The sequence below is a fragment of the Caulobacter segnis genome (assembly GCF_029543125.1).
In the GTDB taxonomy this organism is placed as follows: Bacteria; Pseudomonadota; Alphaproteobacteria; order Caulobacterales; family Caulobacteraceae; genus Caulobacter; species Caulobacter segnis_D.
In genome coordinates this window covers 47613-67260 of the sequence record NZ_JARQWW010000005.1, presented here as the reverse complement: position 1 = coordinate 67260, position 19648 = coordinate 47613, and the positions used below count along the sequence as shown (strand labels likewise).

Sequence of the window (19648 nt, the reverse complement as noted above, 5' to 3'; positions counted from 1 at the left end):
CGGCTCCTCCGCTTGGACGGTGCGGCGCGTTAGTTGAACAGCCTCGGCTATCGCCGCCTCAATTGCCAGTCGGAGTTTAGCGCGATGACAGCGGGCCGACCGGGTCGCCCGCGCGCCGTGCGCGGTGGATGACCACGCCGTGCCTCGTTGGTGCATCCAAGTCGGCCGCGGTCTCCAGCAATAGACCCCAAACTGGAGCGTCGGTGGCCGCCCCGATAATGAAAACACCCTTTTCGCCAGCGGCGAGCTTCCTACCGTAGACATTGGCGAATGGAAGCCGACTAGCGAGACGCTCGCCATGTTGGCCCCAGACGTTGTCTTCGGCGATTATCAGGAACGTCTGACCACGTCCCTCGTCAAAGGCTAGGTGTGGAGCAGTCCTGATCAGGTCCAGCACTGGATCTTGCGGCGACGACGCTGCGCCGAACAGATGGAGCGGGAGCCGTCGTCGCTGATCAACAGCAAGCAGGGGATTCTGAAATGCCCGCACTTCGCTAGGTGGCCCCGCCGATGCGATCCGGCCAAGCAGGGTCGGCGCATAGTCGTCGAGCGCCCGGCGCGAGCGATGCGGCGGGGGGATGGGATGGACGCCGAGCGACGGGGTCTCTGGCGCGCCGTCGAAGGATATCCAGGCGATGTCGATATGCTGCAGCGAGAACTCTTCTAGGGCCCGCTTTGTCGGCTCCTTCATGGATCGAGATGGCGGCGCCTGGACAAACAGCATGCCGGCCGCCTCAGAATTGCTCTTCAATTCTTCAGCCAGAATTTGCGCCATGCGCAGTTCGAGTGGGGACTCAATGCGCACGAAAGCGGCCAGCCCGCGCTGCCGGAGTACCGTCTCGCGGATGGCGGCCCGGGACCTGTGATGGTCGGCGTCGTTCCAAGACACCGCCCCGTGCATCAGTTGGGCTTCAAGAAAGCGGTTGCGGCGGAACGAACCGCCCAATTGCCGCGAAATGCGTTCCACCGCTTGAGGCGCGATCGGCGACAGGCTCGCCCACTCGAAGGGCTGGTCCGGGCGGGCCTGGCTTCGGATCGGCGTTTGCTGGTCATCAAACAGCGCGCCTTCAGTTATGGCGCCTTGTAGATCGAAGGCCGTGATGTCTTGCCCTCGAAAATCGACGCCCGTCAGATCGGCGGCCCTGAAATCCCTGGAGGGGTCGAGCGACGTGCGCCTGACCAGATCGACGAAGCCGACAGTGGGCGGTGCGGTCGCCAGGGCCCGCAACTCGTTGGCCAGGCCCGCTGTGGTGTGTGCGGGTGGCGCAACCTGCTGCGGCCAAAGCTGAATTGGCGCTTGCAGTCGCGATAGAAGCAGTTCGGCCAGGACCCGTCGATTGGCGTCGGAGAACTGCGCCCAGGCGCCATTTGCCTCGGTGATCCTCAGGTGGTGCATGGCCGCGCCGTCGTTCGGCACACGCAGGCTGACCACCATCGCCGGCGTGGACGACGGGTCGCCGCCCTCGCTCACCTCAAGGAGGCTTGCAGCGGCGAATACGGTGTTCAGCTCCATCAGGTCGGTGCCCGGCGCGGCCATCAGGTCGAGGTGCAGTCCTTCCGGATTGGTGCATCCGGTGGTCGCCGCAGCGGCCCGCGAGGTCCTCAACAAGTCGGAGAACGAACGTTCAGGGGTCATATCGACCGCCGTGTCCTTCCTGGGCCTCTACAAGGAGCCGGTGGTCGCCAAGGTGACGAGCCGCAGCGACTTCTCGATCATCGACCTGATCGAAGCGGACAAGCCGATCAGCCTCTACTTGGTGGTGCCGCCGTCCGACCTGTCCCGCACGCGACCGCTGATGCGCCTGGTTCTGAACCAGATCCTTCGTCGACTGACCGAGAAGATGAGTACGACGCGCAAGCGTGACGTGCTCTTCATGCTGGACGAGTTTCCAGCCCTGGGCCGGATGGAGTTCTTCGAAAGCGCTCTGGCCTTCATGGCGGGCTACGGCCTTCGCGCCTTCCTGATCGCGCAAAGCCTCAACCAGATCGAGAAAGCTTACGGCGCCAACAACGCCATTCTCGACAACTGTCACCTGAGGATCGCTTTCGCGACCAACGACGAGCGCACCGCCAAGCGGATCTCCGACGCCCTGGGCACGACCACGGAGCGGCGCTCCATGCAAAACTTCGCGGGCCATCGCCTCAGTCCTTGGCTAGGCCATGTCATGGTCAGCCGCCAGGAGACGGCGAGGGCGCTGCTCACCCCTGGCGAGGTGATGCAACTCCCCGCTGACAAGGCCTTGGTGATGGTGGCGGGTTCGCCGCCGATCATGGCGCGCAAGGCGCGCTACTACGCCGACCCAAATCTGCAGGCGAGGATCTTCAAGCCGCCCACGACCCAAGTCTTGCCGGTGATCGCCAATCCGTGGGCGAACATCGCCCCGCCCGAGGTTCCGAGCGAGATGGCGGAGGAGGAGGGCGGAGTACGCCAAAGCCTGGAGCCAGAGGCGCCCGATGTGGCGACGACAGAGGTGGAGATAGTCGACGAGTTCAACTTCGACGGCGACGAGCAGAACGTGGAAGCGCCGGACTGGGCGGCGCGCCTGGCGCGTCAGGCGGGGCTCGATCGTGATGACGGCATCGAGCTTTAGGAGGAGGCCATGCGAAAGGCGCGCCTTTCGGTCTATCTCGAGACCCAAACCCTATCGGCTCTGACCGCCTTCGCCGAGGACAAGGGGCGCTCGCTATCGCTCGTGGCCGAGGCGGCGATCGCGGCCTATGTGGCGCCGGCAGTTGACGAGGCACGCGACGCCGCCCTGTTGCGGCGGTTGGACCGGTTGGGCCGCCAAATGGACCGCGGCGAGCGGGACGCCGCCATCGTCCTGGAGACCCTGGCGCTGTTCATTCGTCACTGGCTTCAGGCCTCGCCGCCAATCGCCGAAGACGCCAAGCCCGCCGCCCGCGCTCGCGGCGCGGCGCGCTACGACGCCTTTGTGGAAGCCTTGGGCCGTCGCCTAGCCAGTGGTCGCAGGCTGTCGCGAGAACTACCTTTGGAGGAGCCGCAGAATCGTGAAACCGCTTGATCAAAGACGTTTCGGCAGAGGGTCATGCGCCTCTGTGAACGTTGAAACCGCAACTCGGATCGCCCATACTCAGACCATGACTGCCAAGGCCAAGAACTCGTCGGACACCCGCCGTTCCAATTGGGACGACGCCGTGACGTACCGCGGGATCAAGATCATGCCGGTGCGCGGTCATCGTTCGGAGTTGTCGAAGGCCCTTAGGGACGAGTTACGACAGCAAGCCGAGCAGAAGCGTGGCGAAGCCGCCAAGTCTTAATCCCGCCAAGTCCGTCTTCATCAACTGCCCGTTCGACGACGCTTACCAGCCCATCTTGCGGGCCATGGTGTTCGCCGTCATTGCGTCCGGCTATCAGCCGCGCTGCGCTTTGGACTCCACCGATGGGGCCGAGGTGCGCATCGCCAAGATCGCCAGGATGATTGGAGAATGCGCCTGGGGCATTCACGACCTGTCGCGGGTCGAGGTGGTCGATGGCGATCTGCCGCGCTTCAACATGCCGATGGAGTTGGGCATCCATCTGGGTGCGCGCCTGCTGGGTGAGAAGGCCCATCGGACCAAGCGCGCCCTTATCCTCGACGCGGAGCGCCACAGGTATGATCGGGCCCTTTCCGACATTAGCGGGCAGGATATCGAGCATCACCGCAATGACCCCGAGCAGGCCATTCGCTGCGTTCGCAACTGGCTGTCCGATCACCGGCCCCACAACGCTGCGCCGCTGCCGAGCGCCAACGTCATGAGCGACGACTATCGTCGTTTCCAGGCCGAGATCGCCCAGTTGGTGGCGGGCCATCGGCTGGATCCGGACGATCTTTCACACAGTGATTATCTGTTCGTCGTCCGCGACTGGATCACGGCGCAGGCGCTGTGATCGCCCCGAAGGGGCCAGCAATGGGAAACCGTCGCGCATACAGAGCGGCGTCTCGTCGACACGAAGACAGAAAGGCCAGGTGAGACCATGGGAAGCGGCGAGCCAAGGCGCAAAGCGCATACCAAGGAGGTCATCCGTGAGATCTTCGCCAAGTCCGGTAATCTTTGCGCGATGCCCGGGTGCAACACCCTTATGGTCACGGCCAAGGGCGAATTTATCGGCCAGATTTGCCACATAGAGGGGGTCAAGGGCGAACGTCGGCGAGAGGGTATGGATGAGGACGAGCTTGCCGCCGTCCCCAACCTCGTCCTGCTTTGCTATCCCCATCATGTTGAGACCAACAACGAGGTGGAATGGCCTGTCGCACGCATGCGGCAGATGAAGGCTGATCACGAGGGGCTGTTCACCGACGCTACGACGAGAATGCTCGAGGTCTATATCGATGGCACCGCCCGGGGCGGCCAGACCAAGGCTGTCACGGTGGAGCGGTTCTGTAAGGTCCTCGACTGGCCCCCCGAGGAAGAGCATCGCCTCGAGACCGCCGACGAAATCAACCACCTGTTCGATCAGGTCGCCAAGTTGGACCTGAAGACCCGAGGCTTTATCTGCGCCGTTGTCGAACGGGCCGAGAAGGTTCGAGAGACTGACAATGTCCAAGAGGAGCGGGGGACCTTGTTGCTCAGGTGGGACGATTTCACCGCTGCCTACAACGTCGCTGATGAGCACGTGAAGCGGCGGGTCGAGGCGCTTTCGGCGCATCGCCTCGGTGGACCTGACCAAATGGAGATCGACGAGAGGACAACGGACGCCATCGCGCTCTATGGTACGAAAAATGGCTGGAGCTTCTGGTCGGCACTCGGTCAGTTCTGCGCGCTCGAGCGCGAAAGCGTGCAGTCGATTGTCGTAGAGCTCGACCTCTCCCGGCTCGATGAGTTGCCTGCCGCTCAGTGACCCTTACGCTCATACCTGATAGCGCGGTGTAGAAGGCTGCCGAGACGAGGCGCAGCGGCTGCGCATCGGCGAGGCTCGCCCTTGGACCTACGCCATCGTCAGTGTTTGCGCGCCAAGGTGCGCCGGCCTCCATAGGGTTGTTGTCCATCCGCAATGGCCGGTCTTCTTAGTCGGCCCGTAGATCGCATAGCGATCCCTCGGAGCGGACCATGCACCAGACCCTTGTTTCAGCCAGCGCCGAGCGCGGCGCCGTGATGCTCTCGACAGCACTTGGCCTGGAGATCGGACGATGGCTCGAAGATGATCAGATCGCCGACATCCTTCTTAATCCGGATGGTCGGCTGTGGCTCGATCGGCTGGATGGCGGACTGATCGATACGGGACGGCGGATCGAGGCGGCTGACGCCGAGCGGATCATTCGCCTCGTCGCCGATCACGTGCGGCTCAAGGCCGACGCGGCACATCCAAGACTGTCGGCGGTGCTACCGGGCGGAGGCGAGCGCTTCGAAGGGTTGCTGCCGCCTCTCGCCGCCGCACCGTGTTTCTCGATCCGCAAACCTGCCGGACAGGTCTGGCGGCTGGACCGCTACGTCGCCGACGGGGTCATGGGCAAAGCGGCCGCCGCCTGCCTCGTGGCGGCGGTTCGCGAGCGCCGCAACATTCTGGTCGCCGGGCCGACGGCGTCGGGCAAGACGACCCTAGCCAATGCGTTGTTGGCGGAGATCGAAGTCGTAAACGAGCGCGTGGTGCTGATCGAAGACACGCCGGAGCTCCAGTGTCCGGCCCCCAACCTCGTCGCCATGCGGACAAGGGAGGGGATCGCCAGCCTGCGCGATCTAGTGCGCTCCACCTTACGGATGCGCCCAGACCGGATCATCGTCGGCGAGGTCCGAGGCGCCGAGGCGCTGGAGATGATCAAGGCCTGGGGAACCGGCCATCCGGGTGGGATCGCGACAATCCATGCCGGCGACACGCCGGGCGCCCTGCGGCGAATGGAGCAACTGGTCCAAGAGGCGGTGGTCCGCGTTTCGCGCGACCAGATCGCCGACGCCGTCGATCTGGTGGTGGTGATCGAGGGGCGGGGCAGGGCGCGCCGCCTCCGCGAGATCGTTGAGGTGAAGGGCCTGGAGGTCGACGGCGGCTATCGCCTCGTCTCGGCGTTGGCGGCCAACGCGATCGAGGAGGTCGCCGCATGACAAAGACCGCCTTCCGCATGGTCCGGATCGGCAGTGGTCTGGTCCTGGCGTTCGTGCTCGTGTCCCAAGCCCAGGCCGCTGGCTCCGGCATGCCTTGGGAGAACCCGTTCGACACGATCCTTCGCAGCGTCGAAGGGCCCGTCTTCAAGATCATCGCCACGCTGGCGATCCTGGTGGTCGGCACGGCCCTGGCCTTCGGAGAGGCCACCGGCGCTGTGCGGCGTGCTTTGCAGGTTGTTATGGGCCTTTGCATAGGGGCGAACGCCAGCAGCTTCTTCCTGACCTTCATCGGCTACGGCGGTGGAGCCCTATTATGAGCGGCGAGTCTACCGTCCCCGGATACTTCGCACCGGTCCATCAGTCGCTGATCACACCGATCCTGATCGGTGGTGCGCCGCGCAACTTGGCTCTGTTCAACGGTACGCTCGCGGCGGCCGTAGGCCTTGGACTTCGCCTGTGGTTGGCGGGCTTGGCAATTTGGCTGGTCGGGCATGCGCTTTGCGCCCTGGCCGCCGCCTACGATCCGCAGTTCGTCGGTGTGGTTCGCCGCCACCTTCGCCATCCCGTCTGGCTGGAGGTGTAGAATGTGGAACCTGCGCGAGTACCGCCGCGGGGGCGCCAAGCTGGCCGACCACCTGTCCTGGGCGGCTCTGGTGGCGCCGGGTGTGATCCTCAACAAGGATGGATCTTTCCAGCGCACGGCCGCCTTTCGCGGCGGCGATCTGGACTCAGTCACCGACGCTGAACTCGTCGGCGTCGCCGGCCAGATGAACAATGTGCTGCGCCGCCTTGGCCTTGGCTGGGGGCTCTTCGTCGAGGCCCGCCGGGTTGCAGTGGCGAGCTACCCGCAAGGCGGCTTTCCCGATGCGGCGTCGGCCCTCGTCGAGGAAGAGCGGCGGGCCGCCTTTGAGGCCGCCGGCGCCTGCTTTGAAAGCCGCTATGCCCTGACCTTTGTTTGGCTGCCCCCGCAGGACCAGCAGCAGCGCACCACGCGCCTGCTCTACGAGAACGTCGAGCGGATCGGCGCCGATTGGCGGGATCGGCTGGAAGCCTTCATCGAGCAGACCGACCGGCTCGTCGGGCTCATAGACGGCTTTGCGCCGCTGCTGCGCTGGCTGGACGATGAGGAGACCCTGACCTGGCTTCATGCGGCGGTGTCGCGTGACGACCATGCCGTAGTCCCTCCGCAGACGCCTATGCATCTGGACGCCCTCTTGGCGGACACACCGTTGGCCGGCGAAGTGCGACCGCGCCTTGGCGACCGACACTTGCGCGTCCTCACGGTCGTCGGCCTGCCGTCGGCCACCTGGCCGGGCCTGCTCGACGACCTGAACGGTTTGGCCTTTCCCTATCGTTGGACGACCCGGGCCCTCTTTCTCGACAAGACCGAGGCGACCACACTCCTGTCCCGCATCCGCCGCCAATGGTTCGCCAAGCGCAAATCAGTCTTCGTGCTGCTGCGCGAGGCCTTGACCCAGGAGCCGGCGGCGCTCGTCGACACCGACGCGACCAACAAGGCCGCCGACGCCGACGAAGCCCTGCAGGTGCTGGGCGGCGACGGGGCGGGCATGGCTCTGGTCACCGCCACCCTGACCATCGCCGACGAGGACGCCTCTGTGGCGGACGACCATTTGCGCTTGGCCGAAAAGATCATCCAGGGACGCGGTTTCACCTGCCGCGTGGAGACCCTGAACGCGGTGGAGGCCTGGCTTGGCGGCCTGCCGGGCCATTGCTACGCCAATGTCCGCCAGCTGCCGCTCTCGACCCAGAATCTCGCCCACATGCTGCCGTTGTCGGCGGTGTGGGCGGGGCCGGCTTCGGATCGCCACCTGGAAGGGCCGCCGCTGTTCTTCGCTCTGGCCGACGGCGCGACGCCGTTCCGCTTTGCGCTGCACGTGGGCGATGTGGGCCACACCTTCGTCGTCGGCCCCACCGGCGCTGGCAAGAGCGTGCTTCTGGCCTTCATGGCCCTGCAGTTTCGGCGCTATGGCGCATCCCAAGTCTTCGCCTTCGACTTTGGCCGCAGCATGCGGGCCGCCGCCCTGGCCATGGGCGGCGCCTGGCGCGACCTCGACCCGGCCGCAGGCCAAGCCGCATTGCAGCCCCTGGCGCGGATCGACGATCCAGGCGAGCGCAACTGGGCGGCGGAGTGGCTGGCCATGCTGCTGGCGCGTGAAGGCGTCGCCCAGTCCTCCGAGGTGCGCGCCGTGCTTTGGTCGGCGCTGGAGAGCCTCGCCTCGGCGCCTGTGGCGCAAAGGACGCTGACCGGTCTTCGGGCGCTGGTGTCCGATCCCGCCCTAAAGGAGGCCTTGTCGCCCTTCACCCTGGACGGTCCATGGGGCGCGCTGCTCGATGGCGACGGCGAGGCGGCCGGGACGCCGTCCGTCGAAGTGTTCGAAATCGAAGGGCTGGTCGGGACGGCGGCCGCGCCGGCCGTCCTGACCTATCTCTTCCACCGGCTGGAGCGTCGGCTCGACGGCCGGCCGACCCTGGTCGTGGTGGACGAGGGCTGGCTGGTGCTCGACGACCCGCTCTTCGCCCAGCAGCTGAAGACCTGGCTGAAGACGCTGCGCAAGAAGAACGCTTCGGTGATCTTCGCCACCCAGTCGCTAGCAGACCTTGATGAAAGCCCGGTGGCGGCCGCCGTCATCGAAAGCTGCCTGACACGGGTTTTCCTGCCCAACGCCCGCGCCGCCGAGCCTGTCATCGGCCGCGCCTATCAGGCCTTCGGCCTCAATCACCGCCAGGTCGAACTGATCAGTCAGGCCGCGCCCAAGCGCGACTACTACGTCCAGTCGCCGGAAGGCTCGCGCCTTTTCGATCTGCAGCTGGGGCCAGTGGCGCTGGCCCTGTGCGCGACTTCGGCCAAGTCGGATCAGGCCCTGATCGACAAGGTGCTGGCCAAATCCAGCCCCGGCGGTTTCGCCGCCGACTGGTTGGCGGCGCGCGGGCTCGCCTGGGCGGGTCAGTTGATCACCGGCATGACCTTGATGGAGTGCGCCTGATGTTACGCCGCCGCTTTCTCCTCGCGGGTCTCCTGGGCCTGGCCGCGGGCGCGGCCCATGCGCAGATCGCTGTCCACGATCCAGCCAACTATGCGCAGAACCTTCTGCAGGCCGCCCGCTCGCTGGAGACCATCAACAAGCAGATCCAGTCCCTGCAGAACGAGGCCCGCAATCTGGCGGCGCAGCCCTATTCGTCGCTTCAGCGGCTGAAGGGGCAGGTGGATCGCACACGCACCCTGCTGTCGCAGACCCGGCGGATCGCGCTCGATGTGCGTGCCGTCGATCTGGCCTTCGAACGCGGCGCCTATGGGGCTCCTGCCGGCGATGATGCGGCGCTCGTTGAGCGGGCGCGGTCCAGATGGGCCGATCAGGTCGGTGCGCTCCAGGACTCGCTGCGCGTCCAAGCCCAGGCCTTCGAGGGTGTCGGCATGACTGGAGACGAGGCCCTGGCCCTGGTGACCGCCTCCCAGGATGCGCAAGGGGCCCTAAGCGCCACGCAGGCCGGCAATCAGCTGCTCGCCTTACAGGCGCGGCAGCTGGCCGACCTCACAGCGGTGATCAGCGCCCAGGCGCGGGCCGAGGCGCTCGCTGAGGCGGACCGCGCGGCGGCCAAGGAGGAGTCTCGCCTGCGGTTTGAGCGGTTCATGAACAGGGAGAAGCGCAAATGAACATCGGCCCAACAGCGCGCGGCGCCATCATCGGGCTGGCCGTCGGCGTCACGGCCTTCGTAGGCCTGCGGGCCGTCGATCGACCCGCGCCGACCCGCGACTGCGTTCTCATCGAAGCCCCAATCGCCGCCGACAAGGCGGCTGCCGATGCCCGCTGGCGCAAGTTCATGGGCGAGGACAGGAAGCCATGACTGTCGTGTCGGCCCGGAGCCGTGTGCTGAGCGAAACTCCAGCTCTAGGGGCAGGGGTGTCGCTATGAATGACGTCGGCGTCATCGACGTCTTCTTCCAGACCTATACGCGCTATCTCGACAGCGGCTTTGGCCTGGTGCGGGGCGATGTGGCTTCGCTGGCCAATATCCTCGTGGTCCTCGACGTCACCCTGGCGGCTCTGTTCTGGAGCCTGTCGGCCGGCGAGGACATTCTCGCGCGCCTGATCCGCAAGACCCTCTATGTGGGCTTCTTCGCCTTCCTCATCGGCAACTTCGGCATGCTGGCCGATGTCATCTTCCAGTCTTTCGCCGGCCTTGGCCTAAAGGCGGGCGGGGGAGATCTCTCGGCCGGTGATCTGCTGCGTCCCGGCCGTATCGCCAGCGCAGGCGTCGAGGCCGGGGCGCCGCTTTTAGACGCCGCCAAGCAGTTGGGCGGCTTTCCCGAGGTGTTCAACAATCTGATCGAGATTGCGCTGCTGCTCGGCTGCTTTGGCGTGGTGGTCGTCGCCTTCTTCGTCATGGCGGTGCAGCTTTTCGTCGTGCTTATCGAGTTCAAGCTGACGACCTTGGGCGCCTTCGTGCTCGTGCCCTTTGGGCTATTTGGGCACACGGCCTTCCTTGCCGAACGGGCGCTAGGCGCCGTGGTCGCAAGCGGCGTCAAGGTGATGGCGCTTGGGGTGATCACCGGCATCGGCGCGGGCCTGTTCGACGAGTTCGTGCGCCAGGTCGACGGTCAGCCTTCCATCGACGAGGTCATGGCCATGTCGGTCGCCGCCATGACCTTGCTCGGCCTTTGTCTCTTCGCCCCCAGCATCGCAACCGGCCTCGCCAGCGGCGCGCCACAATTGGGCGCAGGCTCTGTCGCAGGGACCGGCGCCCTTGTGGCCGGCGGCGTACTGGCGGGTGCGGCGGGCATCGGCGCCTTGCGAGCCGGCGCTGCAGGAGCGAGCGCGGCCTTTGGGGCGCGTCGAGCCGCACCTGCTGCGGCGTCCGCGGCTTCGACCGGTTCGGCCAGATCAGCGTCGGCAAGCGCCGGCGGCGGCGGCAAGTCCGAAGCCGCGCCCGCCTGGGCCCAGCAATTGCGCCGCCGCCATGCTGCAGGCGAGGCCGCTTCGGCTGCCATGCACGCCGCGCGCTCCGGTGACAGTGGCGGCGGGTCCACCCAAGTCAGTCTGAAGGAGAATGACCGATGATCTTTCGGCGACCCAGCGTGCGGTACGGCGACAGCGGACCGGCGCAAAGCCCTTATGATCGCGCCGGTGCGGTCTGGGACGCGCGCATCGGTTCAGCGCGGCAGCAGGCGTTCCATTGGCGTCTGGTTGCACTGGGCGGACTGGCGGTCATCGCCGCGCAGGCCGGAGGGATGATCTGGCTGGCCAGCAGGGACACAGTCACCCCTTGGGTGGTCGAGGTCGATCGCCTCGGCCGCGTGCAGGCCTCGGGGCCGGCCAGAGCCGACTGGCGGCCGAGCGATCCCCAGATCGGCTGGCGCTTGGGCGAATGGGTGCGCCAGGTGCGCAGCCTGCCTAACGATCCGGTGGTGATGCGGGAGAACTGGCTCCAGGCCTACACTCTGGTCACCACGCGCGGAGCCCAGGCCCTGAACCTCTATGCACGGCAGGCAGATCCTTTCTCGAAGGTCGGCCAGACGCAGGTGTCGATCGCCATCGACAGCGTCGTGCGCGCCTCCGCAGACAGCTTCCGTGTTTCGTGGACGGAGAGGCGGTTCGCCAACGGCGACCTGGAGGAAGAGCGCGCCTGGGTCGCCATCGTCCGCGTTGTCGAGCAACCTTCCAAAGACGCTGAAGCCCTCAAGCGCAATCCTATGGGCGTTTATGTGGACGCCTTTGACTGGACGCCGGAGGGCCGGTCATGACCCGCGTCATCGCCGCTATCGTCGCAAGTCTTCTCCTCTCCGACATGGCCGCGGCCGCAGATCGCCAGCCGGTCACAGGGGCCGACAGGCTGGTGGGCGCTCAGTCCGCCGCCAGGGTTGAGCCGCAGGGGCAGGGGTGGCGCGGCGCCATCCAGGAGTACGCCTATGCGCCGGGTTCGGTGTTCGTCGTCTATGCCGCGCCGGGACAGGTGACCGACATCGTCCTCCAGGAGGGTGAGCAACTGACGGCGGAGGGACCCATCGCCGCCGGGGACACCGCTCAGTGGATCATCGGCGATACGGTCAGCGGGGCTGGCGAGCAGCGCCGGGTGCATATCCTGGTCAAACCCCTCAGGGCGGGCCTGCGCACCAGCGCCGTGATCAACACCGACCGGCGCACCTATTACCTGGAGCTGGCCTCGACGCCGCGCCAGTGGATGACTGCCGTGACCTGGCGTCATCCCGAGCAACCAAGGCCGCCGACTTGGGCTCCCCCACGGCGACCCGCACGCGGTATCGCATCGAGGGCTCGGCGGCCTGGCGGCCGATACGGGTCTGGGACGACGGCCGCCAAGTGGTGATCGAGTTTGATCCGACCGCCGCCGCTGGAGAGCTGCCGCCGCTCGTCGTGCTTGACGGGCGGCGCAAGCCGCGGCTCGTCAATTACCGTGTCCGTGACCGCTGGATGATCGTCGATCGTTTGTTCACCGAGGCGCAGCTGCGTCTCGGCGGTAAGGATGGCGAGACGGTGCGGCTCGTGCGGGAGGACGTCGATGCCGGATGACGCCGATCAAGACATCCGCGAAGCCATGCGGCTGCGCGAGACACCTTCTGGGATCCCCCGCCTCAACCGCAAACTGATGATCACCCTGGTCAGCGGCGGCATGCTCGCCTGCGCCGGTCTCGTGGGCTACGGCCTGACGACGCAGCGCAAGGCCTCCGCGCAGGCGAAGGCGGATATCCCCGTGCAGGCCGCAGCGCCCGCCGAGGCAGTGAGCGGCCTTCCATCCTCCTATGCCAAGCCCAATCTGGGACCGCCCTTGCCCGGGGACGTTGGCGTGGCCATGCATGCGATGCAGACCGATGCTGCGGCAATGACTCGCGTTTCGACGCCGTCGACCTACGAACTGCCGGCGGTGAGCTTGGAATCCGAGGGGCTCTTCTTCAAAGGCGTCGGATTATCGGACCAGAAGGCTTCAACGCCCAGTGCTTCGGGGGTGCTGCTAGTGGCCGGCTCGGTCATTCCTGCGGCCTTAGTCACCGCCGTTCAGGCGGACATGGCCGGGCCAGTGGTGGCTCAGACTGTGGAGCCCGTGTTCGACAGCGCCACGGGCCGCATCCTGTTGATTCCAGCGGGAACCCGACTGCTTGGGGACTATGCTAAGGTCACCGGTTACGGCCAGAGTCGGATCGGCCTTGTCTGGCGTCGGCTGCTCTTCGCGGATGGCAAGAGCGTCGAACTCGACGCCGCCGGTGGCGACCGGGAAGGGCGTGGCGGCTTGACGGACCAAGTCGATCGCCACTGGGGCAGACTGCTCGCCACTACGGCAGTCTCAACATTGCTCGGCGTCGGCGGAGAGGCGCGGTGGCGCGACGCCAGCGATGATGCGGCACTGGTGGGACGCGCATTTGCGGCCGTGGTCAACGACTCCGGCCAGCAGCTGGTGGCCCGAGAACTCGACGTGAAGCCGACCTTGCGGCTGCGCGTCGGTTTGCGGGTCAACGCTGTGCTGAACAAAGATCTTCACATCCAACCTAAGGAGCTCGTCCATGGCGAAGCTGAAGCTCTCCAACATCCTTGACGACAGTCCAGTGAAGCTGACCGTCGAGCTACCTGCAGACGTCAGCCGCGATCTATCTGTCTATGCCGAGCTTGTTTCACGAGAGTCGGGGCGTGCGGTCGAACCGGCGAAACTGATCGTGCCGATGGTTCAACGCTTTATGGCGACGGATCGAGCGTTCGGCAGGCTCAAAGCCGGCGTGCCGCAGGCCTAATCTGACGGCGAGGCGGCCCGTGGCTGCGCTAGATTGTGGGCCTCCTCGACTTCCCGCGTATCCGGCGTGAGGCGCACCGCATAGCGCGACGCCCCCGATGAACGGTAATCCGACGGCGGCGCCTCAAAGCGCATGGTGATGATCTCGTTGTACCGAACGGCGGGGCCCAGTCGATCGGCTACGGGCCTTAGCAATGCCTTGAAGGGTGAAAGGGGCAGGCCCTGGCCATGGAGGCTGCTCACGTTCAGCAGATAGGCCATGCAGTCCACGATCGCGCCGTGGACCGAGCGTTTGGTCGAGTAGAGGACTTCGCCCAGATTGGCTCCGTCTCGAGACAGGATGGCTGCCCCAAGGTGTGATTCAATATGGTCTGCATATTGGATTTGCCCAGCAAACGCCTGATCCTGCTCGTTTGTCCGATCCGTCTCCATCACTGGCCAGATTTGGTTTTCGAGGAGTTCGGGCTCGAGGACATGCAGCAGCTGGGCAAACACGAAGCCTGCGATACCGCGATCTGTTTTGAGTATCTGGAGCAGCTCGCGCGATCGCGCGTAGCCGATGCGGTAAATCCGCAGATCGAACTCCAGCACGATCTCCACCAAGCGGTTGAGAAAAGCGACGCGCTCCTCGTCTGTGCAATCTGGCAACAAAGCCGCCGCGTGGATCTCAGCCAAGGGCGGGACGGTGCTCGGTGTTCGTTTGGTGGCGGTGGCGACCGCATCATAAAACTGCGTGCGAACTTCGCGGTGTCGTTTAGCCGGCACAAGCATGCCTGTCAGGGCGACTGACCAAGCCGATTTTGGCAGGGTGAAGTCGGGATAGGTCTCATCCATGTAGAGGAGGTTCATCGCATCAACCTTCATTTCCTGCAGACGTGGAGAGAGGGCTGACGCCGCCTAGGCTTTTGCATTGCCGCGACTAGTCGCCTCGGCGCCATCCCCTGCGGCGTGCGCATCCACCTGCGCGATGGCGTCGAGAAAATGGTCGATGTCTACGCCCGTCTGCCTCATCTCCAGCCCGCCCTTCATCTTGAAATGCAGGACGCTGTTGATCTCATAGATGGACGCCAGAAGATTTGGATTGATGGCCGTTTCGCCGGCCATGAGATTGAGGCCTTTCAGGCGTTTGCGGAGGTCTTCAACGGTATGTTCCACCTCAAATCCGTCACCAGTGCTGGCCAGATTTATGACTGTGCCCCAGACGGACGGCTGGGCGGCGACGACATCTTCCGGGTTCACGGCAATGCGGCCTCCGGCTGCCAAGCGTAGTACGATCACTTCCTTGGCTCCTGAGGTGCTGGCGCCCAATGACGAGGCGACGTTGGTGGGGGCACATCCACAACGCTGTGTCCCTGGCCGGCATGGTCCAGCGCCCAGAGTAGGGGGCGCAGTGGTACACATGCCGAGGCTGGTAGCCTGATTTCAGCCTGTCTCCAGTCAGGTGTCCACGCCCGAACAAGCGCCTCGAACTTGTGAGTGGTTATGCCCAGCAGCTCGATCGTGTTGGCGGTGATATTGAGCACCGGGCCGCCCGAGTAGCCCTCGAAACATTCCGGCAAATAGGTCGGCATCCAAGGCTGAATGATCGTTGGCATGGGCGCCAATCGAACGCCACGATGCGTAACAGGGACCAAGCTTCCCGCTGGAAATCCTTGAAAGAAAACCTCGCCTGCAGGTTTCAGGATGACATGGGCTTCAGTGGGCGGGGGCGCTCGAAGTTCGACGGTTTCGACCGGCGTTACGTTATCCAAATGGATGACCACGGACGTCTCGAAGCTTGGAACCGGAGGCCATTCGCTCGGGAGAAGTTCGATGGCGGCGCAGTCAGGAATAAATCCGTCGACGCATATGCCCACCACCCGTCTGGAAGAGTCGATATGGATCGGTTCGTCTCCGCCGATCGAGAGTAAAGACAGGTCGACGGCGCCCGTGAAGTCGAACTGTCGGTCTTCGACATTGTGGCGGCATGTCATCAGCCACGTGCCGCCCTTATGCCCAACGCAAAAGCCCGTTCCCCAGTGGCCTTCGCCGCTACGCATCACGCATTCGAGCTTTACCGAGAACGGCTCGATTTCGATCGTTTGTTGTGGAACGTTCGACACCTACAGCCCGCCATCGTGGTGAAGAAAGGCCATTCTTGCATATCCACTGTGCGAGGGAAAAACCGAGAGGCAGCAATCGTCTGGCTAAGATTGTTCATGTGGTGGCCGTGGCGGTCGGGCAGGCTCAGAATGGCGGGCAAGGATCCATCTTGTCCTGTTGACCTCGCCGCAGGTGCTGCACGGGAAGTTCATGATGTCATGGCGACGCATTGAAATTAAAGGCATTTCCTGAAACTCGTGATCAGTTTGGCAGGCATGGCAAGGGATCGTCAGAATTCGGCGAACAAAGCCAATCGAGCCGCCTTCAATCTCTACCGTCCAACGTTCCTGACAGTTGGGATTGATGCAGGAGACGATCTGACCGTTTTCCAGCGGAGCAGCTCGCCGAGCGTTCTCACGACCGCAAACGCAAGTGACCTTCACAACCTCGCCGAAGCCGCCGGTGACAAGCGTTCCCTTCTCAAGATCGCGAAGGAGCGTAAGGGCCTCTTGCACCTTCTTGCCGATCGCGCTGGGCGATCCAAAAGTCTCGATTGGGTCCTGACTGTCGCGCGGCAGACGCACATGCAGGAAACTGCCGAGCGACTGCCAGATTTTGGCGATTTTTTCGCTATCGAAGCCAATCTGTCGTCCCACTTCAAAATACTCCTCGGCCTCAAAGTCCTCCCTTGTGAAGGGTGGTGCGTCTGGTTCGACGGGGCGGTTTGAGATCGACAGTGTGAAGCTGGCTGTGATCTTTGGGTCGATCTCACGCATCAGCTGCTTGACCACCTTGCCAGGCTGCCAGCCTTGGATGTCTTTGGCGGCAATGTAGTCGTGGGCGACCTGGAGGCGATGGTAGCAGACCGCCTCGAGGGCCAGACGACAGCGAAGCGCCGCGTAAGTGAAGCTTTCCGGCGTTCCTTCGTCGATCAAGGCCTGAATCTGATCGGTGTGCTTCTTAAGCCAGATCATAGGCAGCCTCCGTCAGATCTTAAGACCAGCTGCGCGAGACGAAATGATCAGTCGATCAGCAGCTTCTGCGAGGCGCAGTCTATCAGCTTGACCTTGGCGAGGTGAATCACCCAGCGTCCGCTACGGAACGTCTTGGGGGAGACGCATGCGACACACATTGCCAGCGGCCGCTCGCCGCGTGCGCGCGCTTTCGCGACCTTCGAGGTTTTCGGGCTCGATTCGCTACGCAGGCGTGATTTGTGTTTGGGTCGGACTGATGATTCTGCGGCCGCGGCTGGCGTGGCGGATTTTCGCCGACCGCAGGCCCGATTCGCCCATTCCCCGTTTGAGCAACCTTAGGGCGCGGCGAGGCCTGAGGGCTAACGCCCCAATGTGGGGCGCCGGCGTTCTTCGCGGCTGACCGAATCATCGCCGCAGTGCGTGACCCGTGATGTTGGGCGGGTCAGCATCGCGCCAAGTAGCCGATCATGAACGGAACCGGGATTTTGCAGAGCCAGGCGATGAGCGCGGCCCCAAAGAGCAGCGTGGGCAGGGCCATGTCGATCAATCGGATTCGCAGCGACGCGTATCGGTCCTCGATCTGAATGGCGTTGTGAAGCCCTGCCAGCACGCCGGTGGCTTTCCCTAGCTCCGTGCGAGTTTGATCCATGCCGCCAAGGACTTGGCGCCTGACTTCGCGTAGTCCACCTGCATTCAGATAGAGATGAGGGCATTCGCGCTCCAGAGTGCGTATGGCCTGCTTGAGGTGCCTTGTCAGCGGAGCTCGAAGCTGAGCGGGCAGGTGCTGTTGCGTCAGCGCCGATTTCAAGGTCTGCGCCAGAGCTTTAATCTCGGTGGTTTGGGGGATGGAACTGGCCATCAAGGCGTTTTCGAACGCCACATCGAACAAGACGTCGATCTCGTCGTCGCTGAATGAAGCCTCTCGCGCGATCTGATTGATGATCACGCTGAGGGTTTGTTCTTCAATCATCTCGGCGTCCGAGCCGTGATGGATGAGGGACGAACTGGGAGGCGCATCAAGCCGAGCGATGACCCGTTTGACGGCGACTTTTATCTCGTCGGAGGCTTGTGCGATCTGAAGGCCGTGCTGGTCGAGGGCCTCCACCCGCTGCTTCATGACTGCGAGCAGGTCAGTCTGGTCGTGGCGCAGATGTAGCGAGTACCGGCTCGCTTCCGTGCGCCAAATGAGCCAGTGCTGCGCGAAATAGTAGATCGCAGCGGCCAGCAGCATCCAAAGTATGACATCGGCGGAGAGTCCGCCGATTTCAACGCCGCCAAAGTCGATCTTGTCCATGCGGACACCCGGCAAGCTGAGGATGAGCAGCACTGTGGAGGCTAGCAGGCTGGCGCGCTTGTGATCGTAATAGGTCGAGCTGTGATCCATACCTGTGGAGCGTCCGTGGCTCGGCTCCTGGGGCATCAACACGTTCGAATCTGTGTTCATCGCAACCCTCCCGCGAGGAGCCTATCGAAAACAGCTGGACGTCGCACGATGGGAGCGTCGGGGCGAAAGGCGGCAGACTGTCCTGCCGTCAGGGGGCCGAGCAGTGCGGCCAAGGTCAACGTCGCCGTCGAAAAGCCCAAACTAGAGAGGCTAGAGAGGAAATGAGAGCGGCAAGCGCTGCGATGGTGTCGTTGGTCATGAGGTAGATTCTCGATCCGTTTGAGTGATCACCTCCGCTAGTCCGTTGCCGAAACGTCGCCAGGCCACGACCGGCGTTCATCCCCCTCTAACCGCTGTTCAATCCCTCCCGCGACCTGCGTCGAATCGGACGGAACTCGCCGTTCTTGCCCCTGGGCTCGAAGAGGGCCTCCTTGAGATGCCGGGCAAACCACTTGGGGTCTTTTCCGTGCTTCCAGGTTGGGTCAGCCGCTAGCGCGTCGGCCACCAAGCGAGAGCACTTGGATAAAGAAATGTCGCCATCGTGAGTAATGATCTTTGCGGCCTGGGCGATGATGCGATCTTTGATCGCTTGGCTAGCAGCCTTGCGGCCGCTGACCGCCTTTCTTTGGGAAGCCTTGGCATCGCGCCCGCGATTCGCCGATTCGAGCAGTTGCTCCTGAGCCTCGGCCTTCGCCATCATGTAGCCGAAGGCCACATAGGCGGCGTCGGTGTCGATCGAGGTCAATCGTTTGGCTTTCGTGAGGGTGTACAAGGCCCTGCTATAAGCTTCAGGCATGGGTCGAGGCTTGGAGGGCCACGCGTCGAAGGGCAAATCCGCCAGATCGTCGAGTTCCACCAAGCCGGAGAGACGCTCCAGGCGCTTGATTAGGCCACGGTACGCTGCGCCATAGTCCTCGTAGTCGATTAGTGTTTCGGTCGCCGCTTCGGTGAGCAGGACCATCGGACGCTTGACCGGAATGACTTCCTTGTCGGGCGTCAACACCACAAGGTGGGCCACCTTCGCCTGAACTTGTTCGCCGTCGGCAAAGTCAGCGAAGGCCGATTTGAAGGTACGGTCTTCGACGTACGCAATGGTGACGAGTGATCCCCGCGCAACGTCGATCGGTTCGATCACCTCTGCCAAATAGCTCCTGATGCTAGGCTGGGTCCATGGGAACACCAGCTCGGGCCCCTGGAACGCCGCTCGACTCGTATGAAACCCTAGGAAGGCGAGTGGGTGCCATTCGGCCTTGTCGACGTCGCAGGTTAGATCGAACACCACCCCATCGACGACCTCGGGACCATCTGTGATCCAAGCCATCATCAGACCGTGGACGAGACTGAACCGCTCTTCCTGATCCGGGGTGAGTTTGTGGCCAGCTTCGTCCATCGCTGAAGCTTACCGCCGCCGATGTCTG

20 protein-coding genes and 2 pseudogenes are annotated in these 19648 nt (G+C 64.1%); 15 read left to right on the top strand and 7 right to left on the bottom strand.

The genetic code is table 11. The features are described 5' to 3' along the window. Positions 1–76 precede the first annotated feature (76 nt). The gene (locus P7B02_RS15305; RefSeq protein WP_277787570.1) at positions 77–1636 is read right to left on the bottom strand and encodes a hypothetical protein; all 1560 of its coding nucleotides are present in this window, start codon (positions 1634–1636) and stop codon (positions 77–79) included. Between P7B02_RS15305 and P7B02_RS15300 the strand changes: the two are divergent. From P7B02_RS15300 to P7B02_RS15230, 15 genes and pseudogenes are all read left to right on the top strand, one after another. After that, positions 1566–2591, top strand: a pseudogene (locus tag P7B02_RS15300) (type IV secretory system conjugative DNA transfer family protein); the annotation flags it as partial. The gene P7B02_RS15305 and the pseudogene P7B02_RS15300 sit on opposite strands and share 71 nt — an antisense overlap. Before the next feature lie 9 nt (positions 2592–2600). Further along, complete coding sequence (locus tag P7B02_RS15295) at positions 2601–3023, top strand: CopG family transcriptional regulator (protein WP_277787215.1); 423 nt, start codon at positions 2601–2603, stop codon at positions 3021–3023. Positions 3024–3343: 320 nt separating this feature from the next. After that, the gene (locus tag P7B02_RS15290; RefSeq protein ID WP_277787214.1) at positions 3344–3889 is read left to right on the top strand and encodes a hypothetical protein; all 546 of its coding nucleotides are present in this window, start codon (positions 3344–3346) and stop codon (positions 3887–3889) included. An 87-nt stretch (positions 3890–3976) separates the two neighbouring features. Further along, a complete protein-coding gene (locus P7B02_RS15285; RefSeq protein ID WP_277787213.1) occupies positions 3977–4840 on the top strand; it encodes a hypothetical protein in 864 nt (287 codons plus the stop codon). 209 nt (positions 4841–5049) lie between these two features. Beyond that, positions 5050–6036 carry a P-type conjugative transfer ATPase TrbB gene (gene trbB / locus P7B02_RS15280; RefSeq protein ID WP_277787212.1) on the top strand — a complete coding sequence of 329 codons (987 nt, stop codon included), beginning with the start codon at positions 5050–5052 and terminating at the stop codon, positions 6034–6036. After that, positions 6033–6353: a TrbC/VirB2 family protein gene (locus P7B02_RS15275; RefSeq protein WP_277787211.1), complete on the top strand. Its 321-nt coding sequence runs from the start codon at positions 6033–6035 to the stop codon at positions 6351–6353. The genes trbB and P7B02_RS15275 overlap by 4 nt, the downstream gene beginning before the upstream one ends. Beyond that, positions 6350–6619: a VirB3 family type IV secretion system protein gene (locus P7B02_RS15270; RefSeq protein ID WP_277787210.1), complete on the top strand. Its 270-nt coding sequence runs from the start codon at positions 6350–6352 to the stop codon at positions 6617–6619. Before P7B02_RS15275 ends, P7B02_RS15270 begins: the two co-directional genes overlap by 4 nt. A 1-nt stretch (position 6620) precedes the next feature. After that, entirely contained in the window at positions 6621–9041 is a 2421-nt protein-coding gene (gene trbE / locus P7B02_RS15265; RefSeq protein WP_277787209.1) for a conjugal transfer protein TrbE, read from the top strand. Further along, positions 9041–9709: a P-type conjugative transfer protein TrbJ gene (trbJ, locus tag P7B02_RS15260; protein WP_277787208.1), complete on the top strand. Its 669-nt coding sequence runs from the start codon at positions 9041–9043 to the stop codon at positions 9707–9709. Before trbE ends, trbJ begins: the two co-directional genes overlap by 1 nt. Further along, a complete protein-coding gene (locus tag P7B02_RS15255; protein ID WP_277787207.1) occupies positions 9706–9900 on the top strand; it encodes a hypothetical protein in 195 nt (64 codons plus the stop codon). The genes trbJ and P7B02_RS15255 overlap by 4 nt, the downstream gene beginning before the upstream one ends. Positions 9901–9964: 64 nt before the next feature. Beyond that, on the top strand, positions 9965–11113 hold the full coding sequence (trbL, locus tag P7B02_RS15250) for a P-type conjugative transfer protein TrbL (RefSeq protein WP_277787206.1): 1149 nt from the start codon (positions 9965–9967) through the stop codon (positions 11111–11113). After that, the gene (trbF, locus tag P7B02_RS15245) at positions 11110–11796 is read left to right on the top strand and encodes a conjugal transfer protein TrbF (protein WP_277787205.1); all 687 of its coding nucleotides are present in this window, start codon (positions 11110–11112) and stop codon (positions 11794–11796) included. Before trbL ends, trbF begins: the two co-directional genes overlap by 4 nt. After that, positions 11793–12580, top strand: a pseudogene (gene trbG, locus P7B02_RS15240) (P-type conjugative transfer protein TrbG). Before trbF ends, trbG begins: the two are co-directional and overlap by 4 nt. Then, on the top strand, positions 12570–13598 hold the full coding sequence (locus tag P7B02_RS15235; RefSeq protein WP_277787204.1) for a TrbI/VirB10 family protein: 1029 nt from the start codon (positions 12570–12572) through the stop codon (positions 13596–13598). The pseudogene trbG and the gene P7B02_RS15235 overlap by 11 nt, the downstream one beginning before the upstream one ends. Next, positions 13567–13791, top strand: coding sequence for a DUF2274 domain-containing protein (locus tag P7B02_RS15230; RefSeq protein WP_277787203.1), 225 nt, complete (start codon positions 13567–13569; stop codon positions 13789–13791). Before P7B02_RS15235 ends, P7B02_RS15230 begins: the two co-directional genes overlap by 32 nt. On the opposite strand, the gene P7B02_RS15225 is transcribed toward P7B02_RS15230, so the two are convergent. From P7B02_RS15225 to P7B02_RS15200, 6 genes are all read right to left on the bottom strand, one after another. After that, on the bottom strand, positions 13788–14639 hold the full coding sequence (locus P7B02_RS15225) for a hypothetical protein (protein WP_277787202.1): 852 nt from the start codon (positions 14637–14639) through the stop codon (positions 13788–13790). The genes P7B02_RS15230 and P7B02_RS15225 overlap by 4 nt on opposite strands. 48 nt (positions 14640–14687) lie before the next feature. After that, the gene (locus P7B02_RS15220; RefSeq protein ID WP_277787201.1) at positions 14688–15068 is read right to left on the bottom strand and encodes a hypothetical protein; all 381 of its coding nucleotides are present in this window, start codon (positions 15066–15068) and stop codon (positions 14688–14690) included. Continuing rightward, positions 15065–15892, bottom strand: a complete 828-nt coding sequence (locus tag P7B02_RS15215) for a hypothetical protein (RefSeq protein WP_277787200.1) — start codon at positions 15890–15892, stop codon at positions 15065–15067. The genes P7B02_RS15220 and P7B02_RS15215 overlap by 4 nt, the downstream gene beginning before the upstream one ends. A gap of 84 nt (positions 15893–15976) precedes the next feature. Then, a complete protein-coding gene (locus P7B02_RS15210; protein ID WP_277787199.1) occupies positions 15977–16846 on the bottom strand; it encodes a hypothetical protein in 870 nt (289 codons plus the stop codon). Between the two features lie 442 nt (positions 16847–17288). Beyond that, complete coding sequence (locus tag P7B02_RS15205) at positions 17289–18290, bottom strand: hypothetical protein (protein ID WP_277787198.1); 1002 nt, start codon at positions 18288–18290, stop codon at positions 17289–17291. A 286-nt stretch (positions 18291–18576) separates the two neighbouring features. Next, positions 18577–19620, bottom strand: a complete 1044-nt coding sequence (locus P7B02_RS15200) for a hypothetical protein (protein WP_277787197.1) — start codon at positions 19618–19620, stop codon at positions 18577–18579. Between the last annotated feature and the right edge of the window lie 28 nt (positions 19621–19648).